Source organism: Mesorhizobium sp. M1A.F.Ca.IN.020.03.2.1, from assembly GCF_004023205.1.
In the GTDB taxonomy this organism is placed as follows: Bacteria; Pseudomonadota; Alphaproteobacteria; order Rhizobiales; family Rhizobiaceae; genus Mesorhizobium.
Window position 1 is genome coordinate 37,740 of sequence record NZ_RZSV01000010.1, and the last position, 15,253, is coordinate 52,992.

General features: G+C 64.8%; 12 protein-coding genes and 1 pseudogene. 10 read left to right on the forward strand and 3 right to left on the reverse strand.

Features of this window, described 5'->3' with window-relative positions; translation table 11 throughout:
• Nucleotides 1-23 precede the first annotated feature (23 nt).
• Nucleotides 24-1,205, reverse strand: a complete 1,182-nt coding sequence (locus EOA79_RS03480) for an SGNH/GDSL hydrolase family protein (RefSeq protein ID WP_164747343.1) — start codon at nt 1,203-1,205, stop codon at nt 24-26.
• Nucleotides 1,206-1,567: 362 nt separating this feature from the next.
• On the opposite strand from EOA79_RS03480, the gene EOA79_RS03485 reads away from it, so the two are divergent.
• From EOA79_RS03485 to EOA79_RS03515, 7 genes are all read left to right on the forward strand, one after another.
• Nucleotides 1,568-2,680, forward strand: a complete 1,113-nt coding sequence (locus tag EOA79_RS03485; RefSeq protein ID WP_127334728.1) for a sugar ABC transporter substrate-binding protein — start codon at nt 1,568-1,570, stop codon at nt 2,678-2,680.
• A gap of 74 nt (nt 2,681-2,754) precedes the next feature.
• The gene (locus EOA79_RS03490; RefSeq protein ID WP_095823465.1) at nt 2,755-4,275 is read left to right on the forward strand and encodes a sugar ABC transporter ATP-binding protein; all 1,521 of its coding nucleotides are present in this window, start codon (nt 2,755-2,757) and stop codon (nt 4,273-4,275) included.
• A gap of 17 nt (nt 4,276-4,292) precedes the next feature.
• Nucleotides 4,293-5,243, forward strand: a complete 951-nt coding sequence (locus EOA79_RS03495; protein WP_164748133.1) for an ABC transporter permease — start codon at nt 4,293-4,295, stop codon at nt 5,241-5,243.
• Nucleotides 5,244-5,414: 171 nt separating this feature from the next.
• On the forward strand, nt 5,415-6,299 hold the full coding sequence (locus EOA79_RS03500) for an AraC family transcriptional regulator (protein WP_095823467.1): 885 nt from the start codon (nt 5,415-5,417) through the stop codon (nt 6,297-6,299).
• A 197-nt stretch (nt 6,300-6,496) separates the two neighbouring features.
• Nucleotides 6,497-8,104 (forward strand): FGGY-family carbohydrate kinase, encoded by a 1,608-nt coding sequence (locus tag EOA79_RS03505; protein WP_095823468.1) that lies wholly within the window; start codon nt 6,497-6,499, stop codon nt 8,102-8,104.
• A 111-nt stretch (nt 8,105-8,215) separates the two neighbouring features.
• Nucleotides 8,216-8,608 (forward strand): hypothetical protein, encoded by a 393-nt coding sequence (locus tag EOA79_RS03510; protein ID WP_095823594.1) that lies wholly within the window; start codon nt 8,216-8,218, stop codon nt 8,606-8,608.
• A gap of 49 nt (nt 8,609-8,657) precedes the next feature.
• Nucleotides 8,658-9,848 (forward strand): NADH-quinone oxidoreductase subunit D, encoded by a 1,191-nt coding sequence (locus EOA79_RS03515; protein ID WP_127334727.1) that lies wholly within the window; start codon nt 8,658-8,660, stop codon nt 9,846-9,848.
• Between the two features lie 224 nt (nt 9,849-10,072).
• On the opposite strand, the gene EOA79_RS03520 is transcribed toward EOA79_RS03515, so the two are convergent.
• The gene (locus EOA79_RS03520; protein WP_067003930.1) at nt 10,073-10,507 is read right to left on the reverse strand and encodes a hypothetical protein; all 435 of its coding nucleotides are present in this window, start codon (nt 10,505-10,507) and stop codon (nt 10,073-10,075) included.
• 627 nt (nt 10,508-11,134) lie between these two features.
• Nucleotides 11,135-12,318: pseudogene (locus EOA79_RS03530) on the reverse strand (Gfo/Idh/MocA family oxidoreductase).
• 304 nt (nt 12,319-12,622) lie between these two features.
• Between EOA79_RS03530 and EOA79_RS03535 the strand changes: the two are divergent.
• The 3 genes from EOA79_RS03535 to EOA79_RS03545 form a co-directional block, all read left to right on the forward strand.
• Nucleotides 12,623-13,510, forward strand: coding sequence for a MurR/RpiR family transcriptional regulator (locus EOA79_RS03535; protein WP_127334726.1), 888 nt, complete (start codon nt 12,623-12,625; stop codon nt 13,508-13,510).
• 71 nt (nt 13,511-13,581) lie between these two features.
• On the forward strand, nt 13,582-14,364 hold the full coding sequence (locus EOA79_RS03540) for an SDR family oxidoreductase (protein WP_095823471.1): 783 nt from the start codon (nt 13,582-13,584) through the stop codon (nt 14,362-14,364).
• Nucleotides 14,361-15,253, forward strand: an 893-nt coding sequence (locus EOA79_RS03545) for a mannitol dehydrogenase family protein (protein WP_245489836.1), incomplete at its 3' end; no start/stop codon positions are given. The genes EOA79_RS03540 and EOA79_RS03545, both read left to right, overlap by 4 nt.

Consider the following 15,253-nt stretch of genomic DNA (forward strand, 5'->3'; position numbering starts at 1 on the left):
GCCACTCGCAGAACCAGGTAATCCTATTGGCCGCGAAGCAAGCTCTCGAAAGCTTCCTCGAACAGCCTAGCCATCTCGGCATAGCCGCCGTCGGACGGATGCAGGCCGTCGCCGCAATCGAAGGCGGCGAGCAGCCTCGACGGGTTGGCGGGATCGGCCAGCGCACGCTCGAAATCGACGACGGCATCGGCTTCGCCCGATGTCCTGATCCAGGCGTTCACCGCCTCGCGGTCGCGCTCCTTGGTCGCAGAGTAGAAGGTTCTGAGCGGCTGGCCTTCGAAGGCGCCACCGAAGGGCGGCAGCGTGCCAAGCAGCACCTTGATGCCGTTGAGGCGGGCGCGTGCGATCAATTGCCGGTAAGCCGCGATCAGGCTTTCGACGGCGACGGCCTCCTGACGGCCGGCAAGCATGGTTTCCGGCCAGCCGATGTCGTTGATGCCTTCCAGCACCGAGACCCATCGGACGTTGGGAAAGCCCAGAACGTCGCGGTCGAAGCGGGCGAGCGCGTTGGCGCCGCGGGCGCGGCTGGCAAGCACGCGGTTGCCGCCGATCCCCTGGTTGAGGACGCCGATGCCTGACAGCCGGCCGCTTTTCGCAAACCGCTCCGCCAGCCGGTCCGGCCAGCGCGCATTGCCGTCGACGGTCGAGCCGAAGCCGTCGGTGATGGAATCGCCGAGACAAACCAGAGAGCCACTGTCCGGCCCGCTCTCGACCAGCACGGCGCTGAGGAAATAGCGGCTGGTCGAGGTCTGCTGCACCGGCAGTTCGGCTGCGCCGGCGAAGTCGCCGATTTCGGAGATGTAGGCGGTCTGCTGCGCCTCGTAGTGATAGGTCTCGATCGGAGCGAAATCGGGGAAATAGAGGCTGATCGCGATCTGCCCGAGATCGGGAACCGCTAGGTCCACAACATCGCTGAGCAGCGGCGCGCCGGGCGCTAGATCGGTCTGCCGTTCGCCGCCGAACGTCACCTGCCGGATGCTGCCGGCGTCGACCGCGCCGTCTTTCGCGGCAAGCGCGACGGTCGCGGCGCCGATCCGAATCGGCGAGGCGCCATATTCGTTGGACAGCCTCAATCGCAACCTCTCACCGCCGGTGCTGACGCGCACGACTTGGCGTACCGTCTGCCGGTGGAAGCCATAGAGCACGGCGTCTCCCGGCCAGACGTTCATCGGGCTTGCGCTCCAGGTTCCGATCCAGTGCTTCATTCTCTCCATCCCTTCGGTTTCGACGCGCGGCCCTCCGCCAGACAGATAGCCGCGGCTTGCGGCGCGAGCTACCGGTTGCGCTTTCCGCGACACATAGATTTTTGACTCCGAATGCAACGCGCCGGAGGTCGAGCATGTTGTAGCGCAGTCGTAATCGCGGCCTCGGCTTTCACTAGCGGAATCAAAAAAGTACTAACACCCGCCCCGGAACGTGGTGGCTGGCCGGATAGCGCGCGCCTAGCCTGATCAGATCGTCCGGGGGAGGAAACGTTCCGGGGGATGTTTGGGGCTGAGTGCCCCGCCGGGCGGGCTTGGTGGAAAGCTCTACCGGCAAAGATTCCAACCATTTCAGGGAGCGAGACATGGGTTGCGAGACCAAGAGCTTAACATTGAACCGCCGCGCGCTTTTGCAGGGCGCGGCAGCCACTGCCGGCGGCCTGTTGCTGGCGGGCGGCGAGCGCGCCGCGGCGCAAGGCACGACCTCCAAGGTTGTGGCTTGGGAGACCGGCTATCTCGGCTTCTTCTTCTTCGTCGTGCTGCAGGAGGCGCTGAAGCGCAAGGTCGAAGGCCTCGGCCTGGAATTCGTCGGCAAGGACGCCAATGGCGATGCCAACGCGCAGGTCAACGACTGGAACAGCCTGCTCTTGCAGAAGCCGCGCTACCTCATTTCCGACGCGCTGGATTCGGAGCTGCTCATCCCACTGAGCAAGAAGGCGAAGTCGCTCGGCGTGCCGCTCGGCATGGTCGACACCGTGCTTACCGGCGGAGAGGTAGCCGCTTCGGTGACCTTCGACAACAAGCAGTCGGGCGTCATGGCGGCGGAGAAGACCGCCGAGCTGCTCACCAAGAAGCACGGCTCGCCGAAGGGCAGCGTGCTCAACAATTACGGCTCGCTGACCGCGGTGGCGCTGCGCGATCGCAAAGACGGTTTCGAGGACACGCTTAAGAGCAAATATCCCGACATCGAGATCATCTCGCGGCCGCAGAACAACCAGCATGAGCAGGCGCTCGCCGTGGTCTCGGCGACGCTGCGCGAGCGGCCGGACCTCGACGCCATCCACATGCCGACCGACATCTTCGTCGTTGATGCCCGCAAGGCGCTCGAAACGCAGAAACGGCTGTTCCCGGTCGGCCATGAGAAGCACATCATCCTGACCAGCATCGATGCCTCGCCGAATGCGCTGGAATGGGTGAAGGCGGGTGAGATCGACGCCGACATCGCGCAGGACCCGATCGCCTATGTCGAGATCGTCGTCGACCTGCTGGAAGAGTACACGCTGAAGGGCAAGCCGGTTCCGATCGGACCTTACGCAAACAAGAAGTATTTTTGGGAGAAGGGCACGATCGCCGACAGCCCGTCCGGCCCGCTGCTCACCATCCCGCCCTACTTCCTCACCAAGGAAAATGCCGACGACCCGCGCCACTGGGCCAATGTCGTGACCCAGGTGTGGAAGATGCAGCAGAACGCCGGCTGAGATCGCAGCCGACGAGGCGGGTGAGAACGCGCCCATCGCGTTCTCACCTCATTTCGAGATTGCCGGTTATCCCAATGGTCAACGCCGACGGCACAATCGTGCCCGATAGCCTTGCGCAGGACGGTGCCAACGCTGTTCTGACCGTCGACAATGTCTTCAAGCGCTTCGGCCCGCTTGCGGTGTTGGACGGCGTCTCGCTGAGCGTGTCGCGGGGCGCGATCCATGGCCTGCTCGGCAAGAACGGCGCCGGCAAATCGACGCTATCCAACATCATCGCCGGCCTGTTGCGCCTCGACAGTGGCACCATCCTGTTGAATGGGGAGGACGTGTCGGCTCTGCCGTTGACGGCGCGCAAGAAGCGCGGACTCCACCTTCTGTCGCAGCATTCGGAGATCTTCGAAGACCTTTCGATCGGCGAGAACCTTCTGCTGCCGGATCTGCCGAGACGCTACGGCCTGACCGACTGGCCCGCGCTCCGCCGCCTGGCGGCGCGCCAGCTCGAAAGCCATGGCATGCCGGTCGACCCGAGGCGGCGCGCCGGCGACCTCGGCGCCAGCGACAGGCGCAGGCTCGCCATCATCAAGGCGGTCGCGGCCGAAGCCTCGCTGATCATCCTCGACGAGCCGACCGCAGGCCTTGCGGCGGCCGAGCGGCTGCATCTGCTGGAATGGGTCGAGAGCCTCACCCAACGGGGCACGTCTTTCATCTACATCTCGCACCACAACGACGAGGTGCGCCAGCTCTGTTCGGAATACACGGTGCTGCGCGACGGCAAGGTGACCGCCAGCGGCAAAGCGGCGGAGCTTTCGGCCGAGGCCATGGCGCGCGTCATCACCGGCGCCGACGTCGCCGAATTCCACCGCGCCCGCAAGGATCATGGCGCGGCCATCGAGCTCAGCGGGCTATCCTTTTCCGGCGGCGGCCCGGTCGATCTTGCGATCGGCCACGGCGAGATCGTCGGCCTCGTCGGCCTGCTCGGCGAAGGGCCGCAGGAATTGATGCGGGCGCTGGGCGGCCTGCTGCCAATCGAGGCCGGTGCCGTCCTGATCGATGGCCGGGAAGCGCGTCTCGGCTCGCCGGGGCAGAGCCTCGGCTCGGGCATTGCCTACCTCACCCATGACCGCATCGGCGAAGGCCTGGTCGGCTCGATGTCGGTGACCGAGAACCTCAACCTCGGCAATTGGCCGCTATCGCTCGGCTGGCTGGTGAGCGGCGCCGGCATGAACCGCCGCATGCGCGAGGCGCGCGGCGCCATGGAGATCGTCATGGGCAGCGGCGCCCAGGAGATCGGCGAGTTGTCTGGCGGCAACCAGCAGAAGGTGCTGCTTGGCCGGCTGCTGGAACGCAAGCCGAGATTGCTTCTGCTCGACGAACCGACCGTCGGCGTCGATGTCGCCGCCAAGGAGCAGATCCACCGCCTGATCGACGGTGCGACGAAGGCGGGCGTTAGCGTGCTTCTGCTCGCGCAGGACCCGGAAGAGATGCAGCGCCTCGTCGACCGCGTGGTGATCTTCTCCAAGGGTCGAATCGCGCGAATGCTGCGCGGCGCCGAGATCACCATCGATGCGATCGCCGAAGCGAGAGCGGCGCGATGACAGGGGCAGTATCAGACATGACCAGCAAGAAATTCCTTCTCGACAATGTGGTCTGGATCCTGATCATCGTGTTCAGCATCCTCGCCGGCTTCCTCAATCCCTTCTTCCTTTCGGAAGGCAATCTGCAGAACGTGCTGGTGCAGGCCACCACGCTGGGCGTGCTAGTGCTGGCGGTCTCCTTCACGCTTCTGGTCGGCGAGATCGATCTCTCGGTGGTCGGCAATCTGGTCTTCTCGAGCATGGTCGGCGCCTATGCCATGCAGCAGTTCGGCGTCCACTGGACGCTGGCCGTGCTCATCACCATCGTTGCCGGGGTGCTCGTCGGTCTGCTCAACGGCTACTTCGTCGCCTATTTGCGCATGAATTCGCTGATCGCGACGCTGGCCATGGGGCTTTTTCTGCAAGGCGCGGTGCTCGGCGCCACCCACGCCCGCACCATGGTGGTGACCGATGAAGGCTACAGCTACATTGGCAGCGCCACCATCGGCAGCTGGCCGGTAATGCCGATCGCCCTCTTCGTCGCCTATCTCCTGGCGCATGTCGTGCTTGCTTATTCGGCCTGGGGTCGCAACCTCTATGCCACCGGCGGCAACCGCCGGGCGGCGAATGCCGCAGGCATCAACGTCAAGCGCGCGAGGCGCGGCGCCTTCAGCGCTTCCGGCTTCCTCGCTGGAGTGGCCGGCTTCCTCTACACCTCCTATCTCGGCGGCGTCAGCGTGACCGTCGGCAGCACGACGCTGCTCTATGCCGTGGCAGCACCCGTCATCGGCGGCGTTTCGCTGTTCGGCGGCCGCGGCCGCGTCATCGGCATGCTCGGCGGCACGCTGCTCATCACCGTCATCCAGACCGGCCTGCAGCTCATCAACGTCTCGGCCTATTACATTCAGATGATCGGCGGCGCGATGATCCTGCTTGCGATCGCCGTCGATGCCTTCCGCATAAGGAGCGAGGAACGCGGCGTCGTTTGAGGCGCCGCTCAGCGGCGTGGAGGCTCAGAATAGTCAAAAAAGTACCAATGGAGTGACGCGAACATGGTGGCGAAGATCTTGTCGGCTCGGTAGCTTGGCTGACATGAGGCCGAAACCGGACGGCGCGTCGTAGAGGGGACGCGCCTTGGCTTCAATACGGGAGGAGCAGCGATGAAACCCGATCTTGAAGTTGTGCAGATCAGGCCGGGCGAGTCTTTCACTGCCTGGTCGCACGGTTACCCGTTCCGCACGGTGCGCTGGCATTTCCATCCGGAATACGAACTGCATCTCATCGTCGCCACCCGCGGCCGCTATTTCGTCGGCGACTTCATCGGCGAGTTCGAGCCGGGCAATCTGGTGCTGACCGGCCCCAACCTGCCGCACAACTGGGTGAGCGATGTGCCGAAGGACGCGACGGTGCCGCTGCGCTGCCGCATCATCCAGTTCAATGAAGGCTTTATCGACGGCGCCATCAACACCTTCCCCGAGCTCGCGGCGCTGACGCCGGTGCTCGAAGCCTCGCGCCGCGGCGTGCTGTTCAGCCGCCAGACCAGCAAGCAGCTTGGCCCGCTGATGGAAGAGATCATGAATTCGCAAGGCGTGCGCCGCATCGAACTGTTCATGATGATAATGGGTCTGCTCAGCCGCGCCGAAGGCGCGCGCATGCTGGCCAGCGCGAGCTACCTGCCCGATCCGTCGGGCTATATGTCGGCCGGCATCAACAAGGCGCTTGCCTATCTGCGCGAGAACCTGACCCAGCCCTTCAGCGAGACGGACCTGGCCGCCATCGCCGGCCAGTCGCCCAGTGTATTCTCCCGCTCCTTCCGCCAGCACACCGGTATGACGCTGGTTCAGTATGTGAAGCGGCTGCGTATCAACCTGGCCTGCCAGATGCTGATGAGCGACGAGCAGGCTTCGATCACCAGCATCTGCTTCGAGGTCGGCTACAACACCCTTTCCAACTTCAACCGGCAGTTTCTCGCCGAAAAGGGCATGACGCCCTCGCATTTCCGGCGGCTGACACTGCACAACATCAACCGGGCGAAAGCGGCCTAGCCAGCCGGCACGACAAGCAGCGGCGTCGAATTGGCATGGGCAAACGTGCGCGGCAAGGCAAAGCTTTGCCTGCGCCGCTAGCCGGAACGGCAACACCGATAGGGAACGAAGGTGACATCACCGTCCGCGACCTTGTCATCCTGCCGCAAAGCAATGACCTATAGCAACCGAACGGATCGGGCGAAGGATCTGAAGTTATGAGCAGTCATTTCATCGGCATCGACATCGGCACCGGCAGTGCCCGCGCGGGCGTCTTCGACGAAGCGGGCGCCATGCTTGCGTCCGCCAAGGCCGACATCGCCACCTGGCATGCCGAAGGCCATATCGTCGAGCAATCGAGTAATGACATCTGGCGCGCCGTTGCTACGACCGTCCGCGAGGCGGTGTCGCTTGCCGGCATCTCGGCGCAGTCGGTGCATGGCATCGGCTTCGACGCCACCTGCTCGCTTGTCGTTCTGGGGCCGGGTGGCGAGCCGCTGACGGTCAGCCCGTCAGGGGATCCCGAGCGCAACATCATCGTCTGGATGGACCACCGCGCCACCGAGCAGGCGCGCAGGATCAACGGCACCGGCGAGGACGTGCTGCGCTATGTCGGCGGCACAATCTCGCCCGAGATGGAAACCCCGAAGCTCTTATGGCTCGCCGAGAACATGCCGCGGACCTTCGCCGCGGCATGGCAGTTCATGGATCTCGCCGATTTCCTCACCTGGCGTGCGACCGGCAGCCTGGCGCGCTCGACCTGCACGGTGACTTGCAAGTGGACCTATCTCGCGCATGAGGCACGCTGGGATGATGGCTATTTTCGCAAGGTCGGGCTCGGCGCGCTCGCGGATGAGAAATTTGCCCGGATCGGCACCGAGGTCGTGGCGCCGGGGAGCGCGCTCCCCAACGGCTTGACGAGCGAGGCGGCGGCCGAGCTTGGCCTTTTGCCCGGAACGCCGGTCGCCGCCGGAATGATCGATGCCCATGCCGGCGGCATCGGCTCGGTCGGCGCGCACGGCGGCGCCGGCGATGTGACCACGCGCATGGCCTATGTCTTCGGCACCTCGGCCTGCACCATGACGACGACCGAGCAGGCGGCTTTCGTGCCGGGCGTGTGGGGGCCCTATTTCTCCGCTATGGTGCCCGGGCTGTGGCTGAACGAAGGTGGCCAGTCGGCCGCGGGCGCCGCCATCGATCGCCTGGTCGGCATGCACCCCGCCGCCGTCGAGCTGGCGGGGATCGCGGCGCGAGGCGGCCAGAACCTCAGCCAGTGGCTGGCGCAGGAGGCGGAGCGGCATGGCGGTGCGGCGAAGGCGGACAGACTGGTCGGCGGCCTGCATGTCGTTCCCGAATTTCTAGGCAATCGTGCCCCCTTGGCCAATCCCGACGCGCGCGGACTGGTCGCCGGCTTGGACATGGCGACCGGGGCCGACAGTCTCGTCGCGCTCTATGTCGCCGGCCTCTGCGGCCTCGGCTATGGCGCCCGCCAGATCCTGGCGGCCATGCATGGCCGCGGCATCAAGATCGACACGATCGCCATCAGCGGCGGCGCAGGGCAGAGCCCGCTCGTGCGGCAGCTCATCGCCGACTCCACCGGCAAGGTGGTCTACGCGCCAACGTCCCCCGAGCCGGTGCTGCTCGGCTCAGCGATGCTCGGCGCGGTGGCCGCCGGGCGCCACTCCGACCTTCGCGCGGCCATGGCGGCGATGTCGGAGGTGGGCGAGGTCTATTCGCCGAACGCCGCGCTCGCTGCCTGCCACGACAGGCGCTTTGCCGCGTTCGAACGCCTGCAGGCTGCTGCGCTGTCAGTTTTGGCTGTGTGAGATATCCAGCCGTCGCCCGCCAACATTCACCGTCACTTGCCCTCTTGGGCCGGAACCATCGCCGGGCGGAGGGGTTGTGTCGTCAGACTTCGATACATGGAAGGAAAGACGATGCGGACATTGATGATGCTCGCTCTTTCGACCCTTGCCCTGGCGCAGCCGGTCTCGGCTCAACACGCCGATCCGCAACCGCCCCAGGTTCTGCCCCCGGCTGAACAACCTCGGCTCGACCAGGTGCAACCCGATCCGGGAAGTTCCGGCCAGACCGTTATCAACGTCGTGGTGGTGGCGATGGAGGACCTGCCCGCGGAGATCAAGGTCCAGGCCGAAGCCGTGGTCACCAGGACAACCGCCACGGACCTGGCCAGGCTGCAGAAATCGATCGATGCCTCGCCCGAGGCGGTATCGGTGCTGCATGCGAACGGGCTGAATTCCTCGCAGGTCGTCGCCGCCAACATCGATGGCGACGGCACGCTGACGCTGATCATCCAGACCACGACATGATCGGCGCCGCCGCGCGCCAAACAAAACGAGAGTCCGCGAAGAGGCCGCCATGGCCGAAACCGCAATTCGCAACTTCACGCTCAACTTCGGACCGCAGCACCCCTCGGCGCATGGCGTGCTCAGGCTGGTGCTGCAACTCGACGGTGAGATCGTCGACCGCGCCGATCCGCATATCGGCCTACTCCACCGCGGCACCGAGAAGCTGATCGAATACAAGAACTATCTGCAGGCCCTGCCCTATTTCGACCGGCTCGACTATGTGGCGCCGATGAACCAGGAGCATGCCTTCTGCCTCGCCGCCGAGAAGCTGCTCGAAATATCGGTTCCCCGGCGCGGACAGCTTATCCGCGTCCTGTTTTGCGAGATCGGCCGGCTGTTGTCGCACCTGCTCAACGTCACCACGCAGGCGATGGATATCGGCGCGCTGACGCCGCCGCTCTGGGGCTTCGCCGAGCGGGAGAGGCTGATGGTCTTTTATGAGCGCGCGTCGGGCGCGCGTATGCATGCCAACTATTTCAGGATCGGCGGCGTGCATCAGGATCTGCCGGGAGAGTTGCTAGACGACATCTGGAATTTCTGTGATCCCTTCCTGGGAACATTGAGCAATCTCGATGAACTCCTGACCGAAAACCGTATCTTCAAGCAGCGCAATGTCGACGTCGGCGTGATCGGACAGGACGATGCCTGGGCCTGGGGTTTCTCCGGCCCGATGGTGCGCGGCTCGGGCGCGGCCTGGGATTTGCGCAAGGCGCAACCCTATGAATGCTATCCCGAAATGGATTTCGACATTCCGGTCGGCAAGCACGGCGACTGCTACGACCGCTATCTCGTGCGCATGGAGGAGATGCGGCAGTCGGTTAGGATCATGAGGCAATGTCTGGAGAAGCTGCGCTTGCCCGACGGGCACGGCCCGGTCGCCGTACCGAACCAGAAGATCACGCCGCCGCCGCGCGCCACCATGAAGCGTTCCATGGAGGCGACGATCCACCATTTCAAGCTCTACACCGAAGGCCATCATGTGCCGCAGGGCGAGGTCTACGCCGCGGTGGAGGCGCCCAAAGGCGAATTCGGCGTCTATCTTGTCTCTGACGGCAGCAATGTTCCGTACCGCTGCAAGATACGTGCGTCGTCTTTCGCCCACCTTCAGGCGATGGACTTCCTGTCGCGCGGGCACATGATCGCCGATGTCGCGGCCATCATCGGATCGCTGGATATCGTGTTCGGAGAGATCGATCGCTGAGTGGAGGTACGGCGCGGGCAGCCCTAAGAGCAAATTCCAGACACAGTCCCAACTTCGCGCGGGGAATTGCATCAACAGCAGAATGAGCGAAAGCAAAAAGATAGAGCGGTTCGACGTTCTCGCAAAACGGTGAATCGCTCTAGCTACCGACGGCTGGGGACAACTCCCCTCCGTCTCCGATAAGGATTGAACTTGCCGCGGTTCTTGGAACCGCGGCAGTCGTCTTAGTGCATGAACACCGATCTCAGCCAGGCAAGAATGCCCGAGCCTGGAGAGATGGCCGCGCGAACGCGGGACGCCGCCCAGCGTGCCGGCAGATTGGCGCCGACATGGCAATGGCAGACGACCTCGTGCAGTTGCCAGTCGCTGAGTTCGAAGAAGCGCTTTGCTTCGCCGTAGGTGTCGTCCTTCAGGCCCTGAGCACGAAAGATCGGGTCTTCGAAGGCGACAGTAATCGGCGATCCGGTGGAACGCATCTTTTCGCGCACGTCGGGTGTGGCGTATTCGGTGCCCGCAAGCGCCATAAGGCGCCGGCCGGGATCCTGCTCGAGAAGTTGCGCCCAGCGTTCGAGGCGTTGGCCACGACTGGCGATGAGAACCGCTGCTTCAGCATGAACGTCGGCAACGGCATTGAGTTGGTCTACGGTTTGGTGCTTCAAGGCCGCCTCCTATGTCGGCAGATGATCACCCGCCCCGCAAACGGAACTAAGGCGCTGCATGGCGCCGGCAAGGGCGAAATGGGCGACGGGAAATCATTTGATCGTCATTCGTGTCCGACCCCGCCGAAGCGCGGCGGGATCGCTGTGGAACCATCCCCGGTCGAGGCCGTTCTGCCATGCGTCAGCCGCCGGTGATCAGGTGTCGATGAAGCGTCGGATGAGGCGGCTCTACCCATCATGTTCTGGTCGGGCAGATACCGGTTGCCCAAACCGCATCTCGCGGACTGCTCTGCCAGCGCAACGAGGGACCACCTTATGGCTATTCTCCCCACTCCCGACCCCACGCCAACGCCGGTCCCCACGCCGCCGCCGTTTCCCGACCCAAAACCGATGCGCGAACCAGATCCGGAGAGGCTGCCGGACGAGGAACCCGTTCCCAATCCGGATGAGAACGACGTGCCTCCCAAGCACTCGGGTGCGCTCGGTGCAGGGCCACGAGGCCATATCGGTGCGGGACATCATCGATGAGGCCGACCTCGGCCGCTCGGCTGATTGGCCACACGTCGGCCGGTCGCGCCGCCCCGCATTGTAAAGCGGATTGAACGATTCAAAGCACCAAGCCGGCGTCTATTCAAACCGCGCCGGCGTCCAGGCTCCTCCAGCCGTGTTCGACTCCACTGCCGCCGCCACGAACTTCACACCACGAGCGCCGTCGACGACGTCCGGTACCTGCGCCGCGCGCCCAACATCGACCGCAGTGCCCGCTCGATGCGCGCGGATGATGTCGGCGGCATCGCGGTAGAAATTGGCGAAGGCCTCGATATAGCCCTCGGGATGCGCCGCCGGCATGCGCGAGACGCGCCGGGCTTCCGCCGTCGAGCCGTGGCCGCCGCGCACCAGCGTGCGTGCCTCCTCGCCATACGGCGCAAGGCGCAGTTCCTCCGGCCGCGTGCCCGACCATTCGAGCCCGGCCCGGTCGCCATAGATGTGCACCGAGAGATCGTTGTAGTGGCCGGGCGAAGTCTGGCTGGCGAGGATGGTGCCGCGCGCCCCGCCGGTCCAGCGCACCAGGACATGCGCGTTGTCGTCGAGGCGACGACCTGGCACGGAGGTAAAAGGTCCGCCGATACGGCGTAAGCCTCGAAGCCAGAGATGAAGCTCGCCAGGTTGAAGGCGTGCACGCCGATGTCGGCAAGCACCGCCGATTGCCCCGCGCGCGCAGGGTCGGTGCGCCATTCGGCCTGCTTCTGGCCTTGCGCGTCGATCGGCTGCGTCAGCCAGTCCTGGATGTAAGCGCCGTGCACCGACACGATGCGGCCGAGTTCGCCCGCTGCCACCATTTCGCGCGCCTGCCGCGCCATGGCGTAACCGGTGTTGTTCAATGTGACGAGGAAGCGGCGCTTCTTGGCTTTCGTCAGCGCCACCAACGCCTCAGCTTCGGCAAGCGTCGTCGACAGCGGCTTGTCGCAGATGACGTCGATGCCGGCTTCCAGAAAAGCAGTGGCGATCGGCGCACGCAGATGGGTGGGCGTGACGATGACCACCGCCTCGATGCCGTCCGTCCGCGCCGCTTCGGCCTTTGCCATCGCATGGTAGTCAGCATAGCTGCGCTTCGGCGCGATGCCGATCTCGGCGGCCGATGCCGCGGCGTTTTCGGCATCCGAAGACAGCGCACCCGCCACCAGCGCGATTTGGTCGTCGAGCCGTATGGCCAACCGATGAACCGCGCCGATGAAGGCGTTGCGGCCGCCTCCAACCATGCCGACCGTCAGGCGTTTGCGTAAGGTTCCGTCAGCGGTTGCGTAGACCATGGTTCGAGTCCTCCCGGATGCCGTCCAGCGCTGGGACTATAGGGGGCGCCCCGCCAATTTCGAACAGGCTTTCCAAATTTTGTTTTGTAAAACGATCGTGCCGCACTAGCCTTGTGCGAGACCGGTGGAGGAGGGTTCGGATGGTGAAGCGTCGCATGGCTACCCGCCGGCTTGTCGAGGCGATGGAAGCAAGACAATCGCTTCAGGTTTTGAATTCTCCCCTTTTTCCAACCGTCGGCGACTGGCGATCTTCACCGCAAGTTGGGGGCGCCTCAGGTACAACAGCTCGAATCCGGTGCATCTGATGAGCGGCGCACGAACCTCACCCGGCGAGCGCGTTCCCCGCAAACGCGGCCGTTCGCTGGCGGCACTTGGCTACACGAAACCACAAACCTATGAGGAGCTGCGCGCGGTGCTCTCTTCCGGCACCGTGCATTTCCCGAAAAGGATGCGCCAGGTCGCCATCTTCCTATGGCAGCATCCCAGCGACGTTGCGCTCGGCACCATCGCCCAGGTGGCGGCGCAGGCAGGCGTGCAGCCCTCGACGCTGGTACGCTTCGCGCAGATCTTCGGCTATGCCGGCTTTTCCGACTTCCAGGGCCTGTTCAAGGACCATTTGAAAGGCTCCTGGCCGGAAGGACGCACGCGCGACAACAAGGAACCGGCAGCAGCCGAACCCCACGCCGACTTGCATTTCCTCAACGGCATGGTCGGCGCCTCGCAGGCTTCGCTCAACCGCATCGGCAATGGTGTCGACACCGACAGCTTCGAGAAGATGGCCGACCTGCTGGCGGGAGCCGAGCTGATCTATGTCATCGGCAGCAAGTGCGCTTTCCCGGTCACCACCTATCTGTCGCTGACGCTGTCGCAACAGGGCGTGCGCAACGTGTTGGTCGACAATGTCGGCTCGACCGCGCTCGATCAGGTCGGCTGCATAAGCCAGCGCGACGCGGTGCTCGCCGTTTCCTTCAGCCCTTACAACTCGATTACGCCAGACCTGGTCGCCCTCGCCCATGATCGCGGAGCACGCATCGTCGCCATCACCGACAGCACCTTCTCACCGCTGGTGAAACTCTCCGACACCTGGCTGGAAGTGGTGGAACAGGACTTCGCAGGCTTCCGCTCGCTCGCCGCTTCGCTCGCCGTCGGCATGGCTTTGGTCCACGGCGTCGTCGCGCGGCGGACAGGTTGATCGGCGCAGTTGACTGCAAGGAACTGTCGTTCCATATTCGAGAAAATAGAAACTTTGTTCCAGGAGGAGGAATGGAGGTTCGGCTCGACGGCAAGGTCTTGTTGATCACCGGTTCGACCCAAGGCATCGGCCGCGCGATTGCCTGGACGGCCGCCCGTTCCGGCGCCGAAGGTTTGCTGATCACCGGCCGCAACCGGCAGCGCGGCGACGCGGTCGCGGCGGAACTGTCGGCGATCGGGGCGCCGTCCGCTTTCCTGGCAGCCGACCTCGGCGTCCCGGAGACTCCGGCCCTGCTCGCCGCCGCATGCACCGAGCGCTTCGGCCGCATCGACGGGCTGGTCAATGCAGGGGCTCTGACCGACCGGGCCTCCTTCGTCGATGCCGGCCTCGACGACTGGACATCATTGTTCGCCGTCAATGCGCGTGCGCCTTTCTTCCTGATGCAGGCGGCGATCGCCGACATGAAAAAGCGCGGACAAGGCGGCGCCGTCGTCAACATCCTGTCGATCAATGCGCATTGCGGCGCCCCGGATCTCGCCGTCTATTCCGCCACCAAGGGCGCCCTGGCGACGCTGACCAAGAATGCCGCCAACGCGCACCGCTTCGATCGCATCCGCGTCAACGGCATCAATGTCGGCTGGACCGACACGCCCGCCGAACGCGTCATGCAGGCCGAAACGCTCGGCCACGGCCCGGGCTGGCTAGACGCGGCCAATGCCGCGCAGCCCTTCGGCCGGCTACTCTCCGTTACCGACGTAGCGAACCTCGCCGTCTTCCTGCTTTCCGACGCGGCCGGGCCGATGACCGGCGCGCTGATCGACCAGGAGCAATGGGTGATCGGAGCGAACCGGTGAGCATCTCACCCTCCGCCAATCTCGGCCCCGCCCTGCTCGGCGGCCTGCCGCCTGAAGTCCGCAAACCGGCTTACGCTCGCTCGGCGCTGCAGCCGGGCATTGCCCATATCGGCGTCGGCGCCTTTCACCGCTGCCACCAGGCCGAATACACGGATGACCTCCTGGCGGATGATTTCGATCGCTGGGGGCTCGTCGGCATCAACATCCGGCCTCCCGTGCTCGCCGCGACGCTCGGCCGGCAGGACGGCCTCTATACGCGGCTCATCCGTCAGAACAACGAGGTCGAGGCCCGCGTCATCGGCAGCATCGTCGGTGTGGTCGACAGCCAGCACAGCGCCGCGCCCGCACTCGAGGTGCTCGCCTCACCCGAAATCGAGATGATCACGATGACGGTGACCGAAAAGGGCTATTGCCACATCCCGTCGAGCGGCGCGCTCGACCTAGACCATCCCGACATTGTCCACGACCTCGCCAACCCTGAGGCCCCGCGCAGCGTGCCCGGCATCCTGGCACGAGCGCTTGAGCTGCGCATGGGCTCGCATGGCCGCCCGGTGACGCTGCTTTCCTGCGACAACATCCCGGCCAACGGCACTATCCTCGGCAATGTCGTGGGGACATTCGCCGAGCGGCGCGGCAACGGCTTGGCGGACTGGATCGCAGCCAACGTCGCCTTCCCCTCGGCCATGGTCGACCGCATCGCGCCTGCAACGACCGAGAACGATATCGAGACGGTCGAGCAGCGCTTCGGCTATCGCGACAGCGCCGTCGTCGTCGGCGAGCGCTTTCGGCAATGGGTGATCGAGAACCGCTTCGCCGGCCGCGTGCCGCGCTGGGACCGCAGCGGCGCCGCTTTCGTAGACGACGTCACGCCGTTCGAGCATCTCAAGAT

Bases quoted from the DNA above. Each gene is read 5' to 3' on its own strand.
- EOA79_RS03495 (WP_164748133.1), top strand. From the start codon at position 4,293: ATGACCAGCAAGAAATTCCTTCTCGACAATGTGGTCTGGATCCTGATC.
- EOA79_RS03485 (WP_127334728.1), top strand. From the start codon at position 1,568: ATGGGTTGCGAGACCAAGAGCTTAACATTGAACCGCCGCGCGCTTTTG.
- EOA79_RS03540 (WP_095823471.1), top strand. From the start codon at position 13,582: ATGGAGGTTCGGCTCGACGGCAAGGTCTTGTTGATCACCGGTTCGACC.
- EOA79_RS03515 (WP_127334727.1), top strand. From the start codon at position 8,658: ATGGCCGAAACCGCAATTCGCAACTTCACGCTCAACTTCGGACCGCAG.
- EOA79_RS03505 (WP_095823468.1), top strand. From the start codon at position 6,497: ATGAGCAGTCATTTCATCGGCATCGACATCGGCACCGGCAGTGCCCGC.
- EOA79_RS03480 (WP_164747343.1), bottom strand. From the start codon at position 1,205: ATGAAGCACTGGATCGGAACCTGGAGCGCAAGCCCGATGAACGTCTGG.
- EOA79_RS03535 (WP_127334726.1), top strand. From the start codon at position 12,623: ATGAGCGGCGCACGAACCTCACCCGGCGAGCGCGTTCCCCGCAAACGC.
- EOA79_RS03510 (WP_095823594.1), top strand. From the start codon at position 8,216: ATGCGGACATTGATGATGCTCGCTCTTTCGACCCTTGCCCTGGCGCAG.
- EOA79_RS03500 (WP_095823467.1), top strand. From the start codon at position 5,415: ATGAAACCCGATCTTGAAGTTGTGCAGATCAGGCCGGGCGAGTCTTTC.
- EOA79_RS03490 (WP_095823465.1), top strand. From the start codon at position 2,755: ATGGTCAACGCCGACGGCACAATCGTGCCCGATAGCCTTGCGCAGGAC.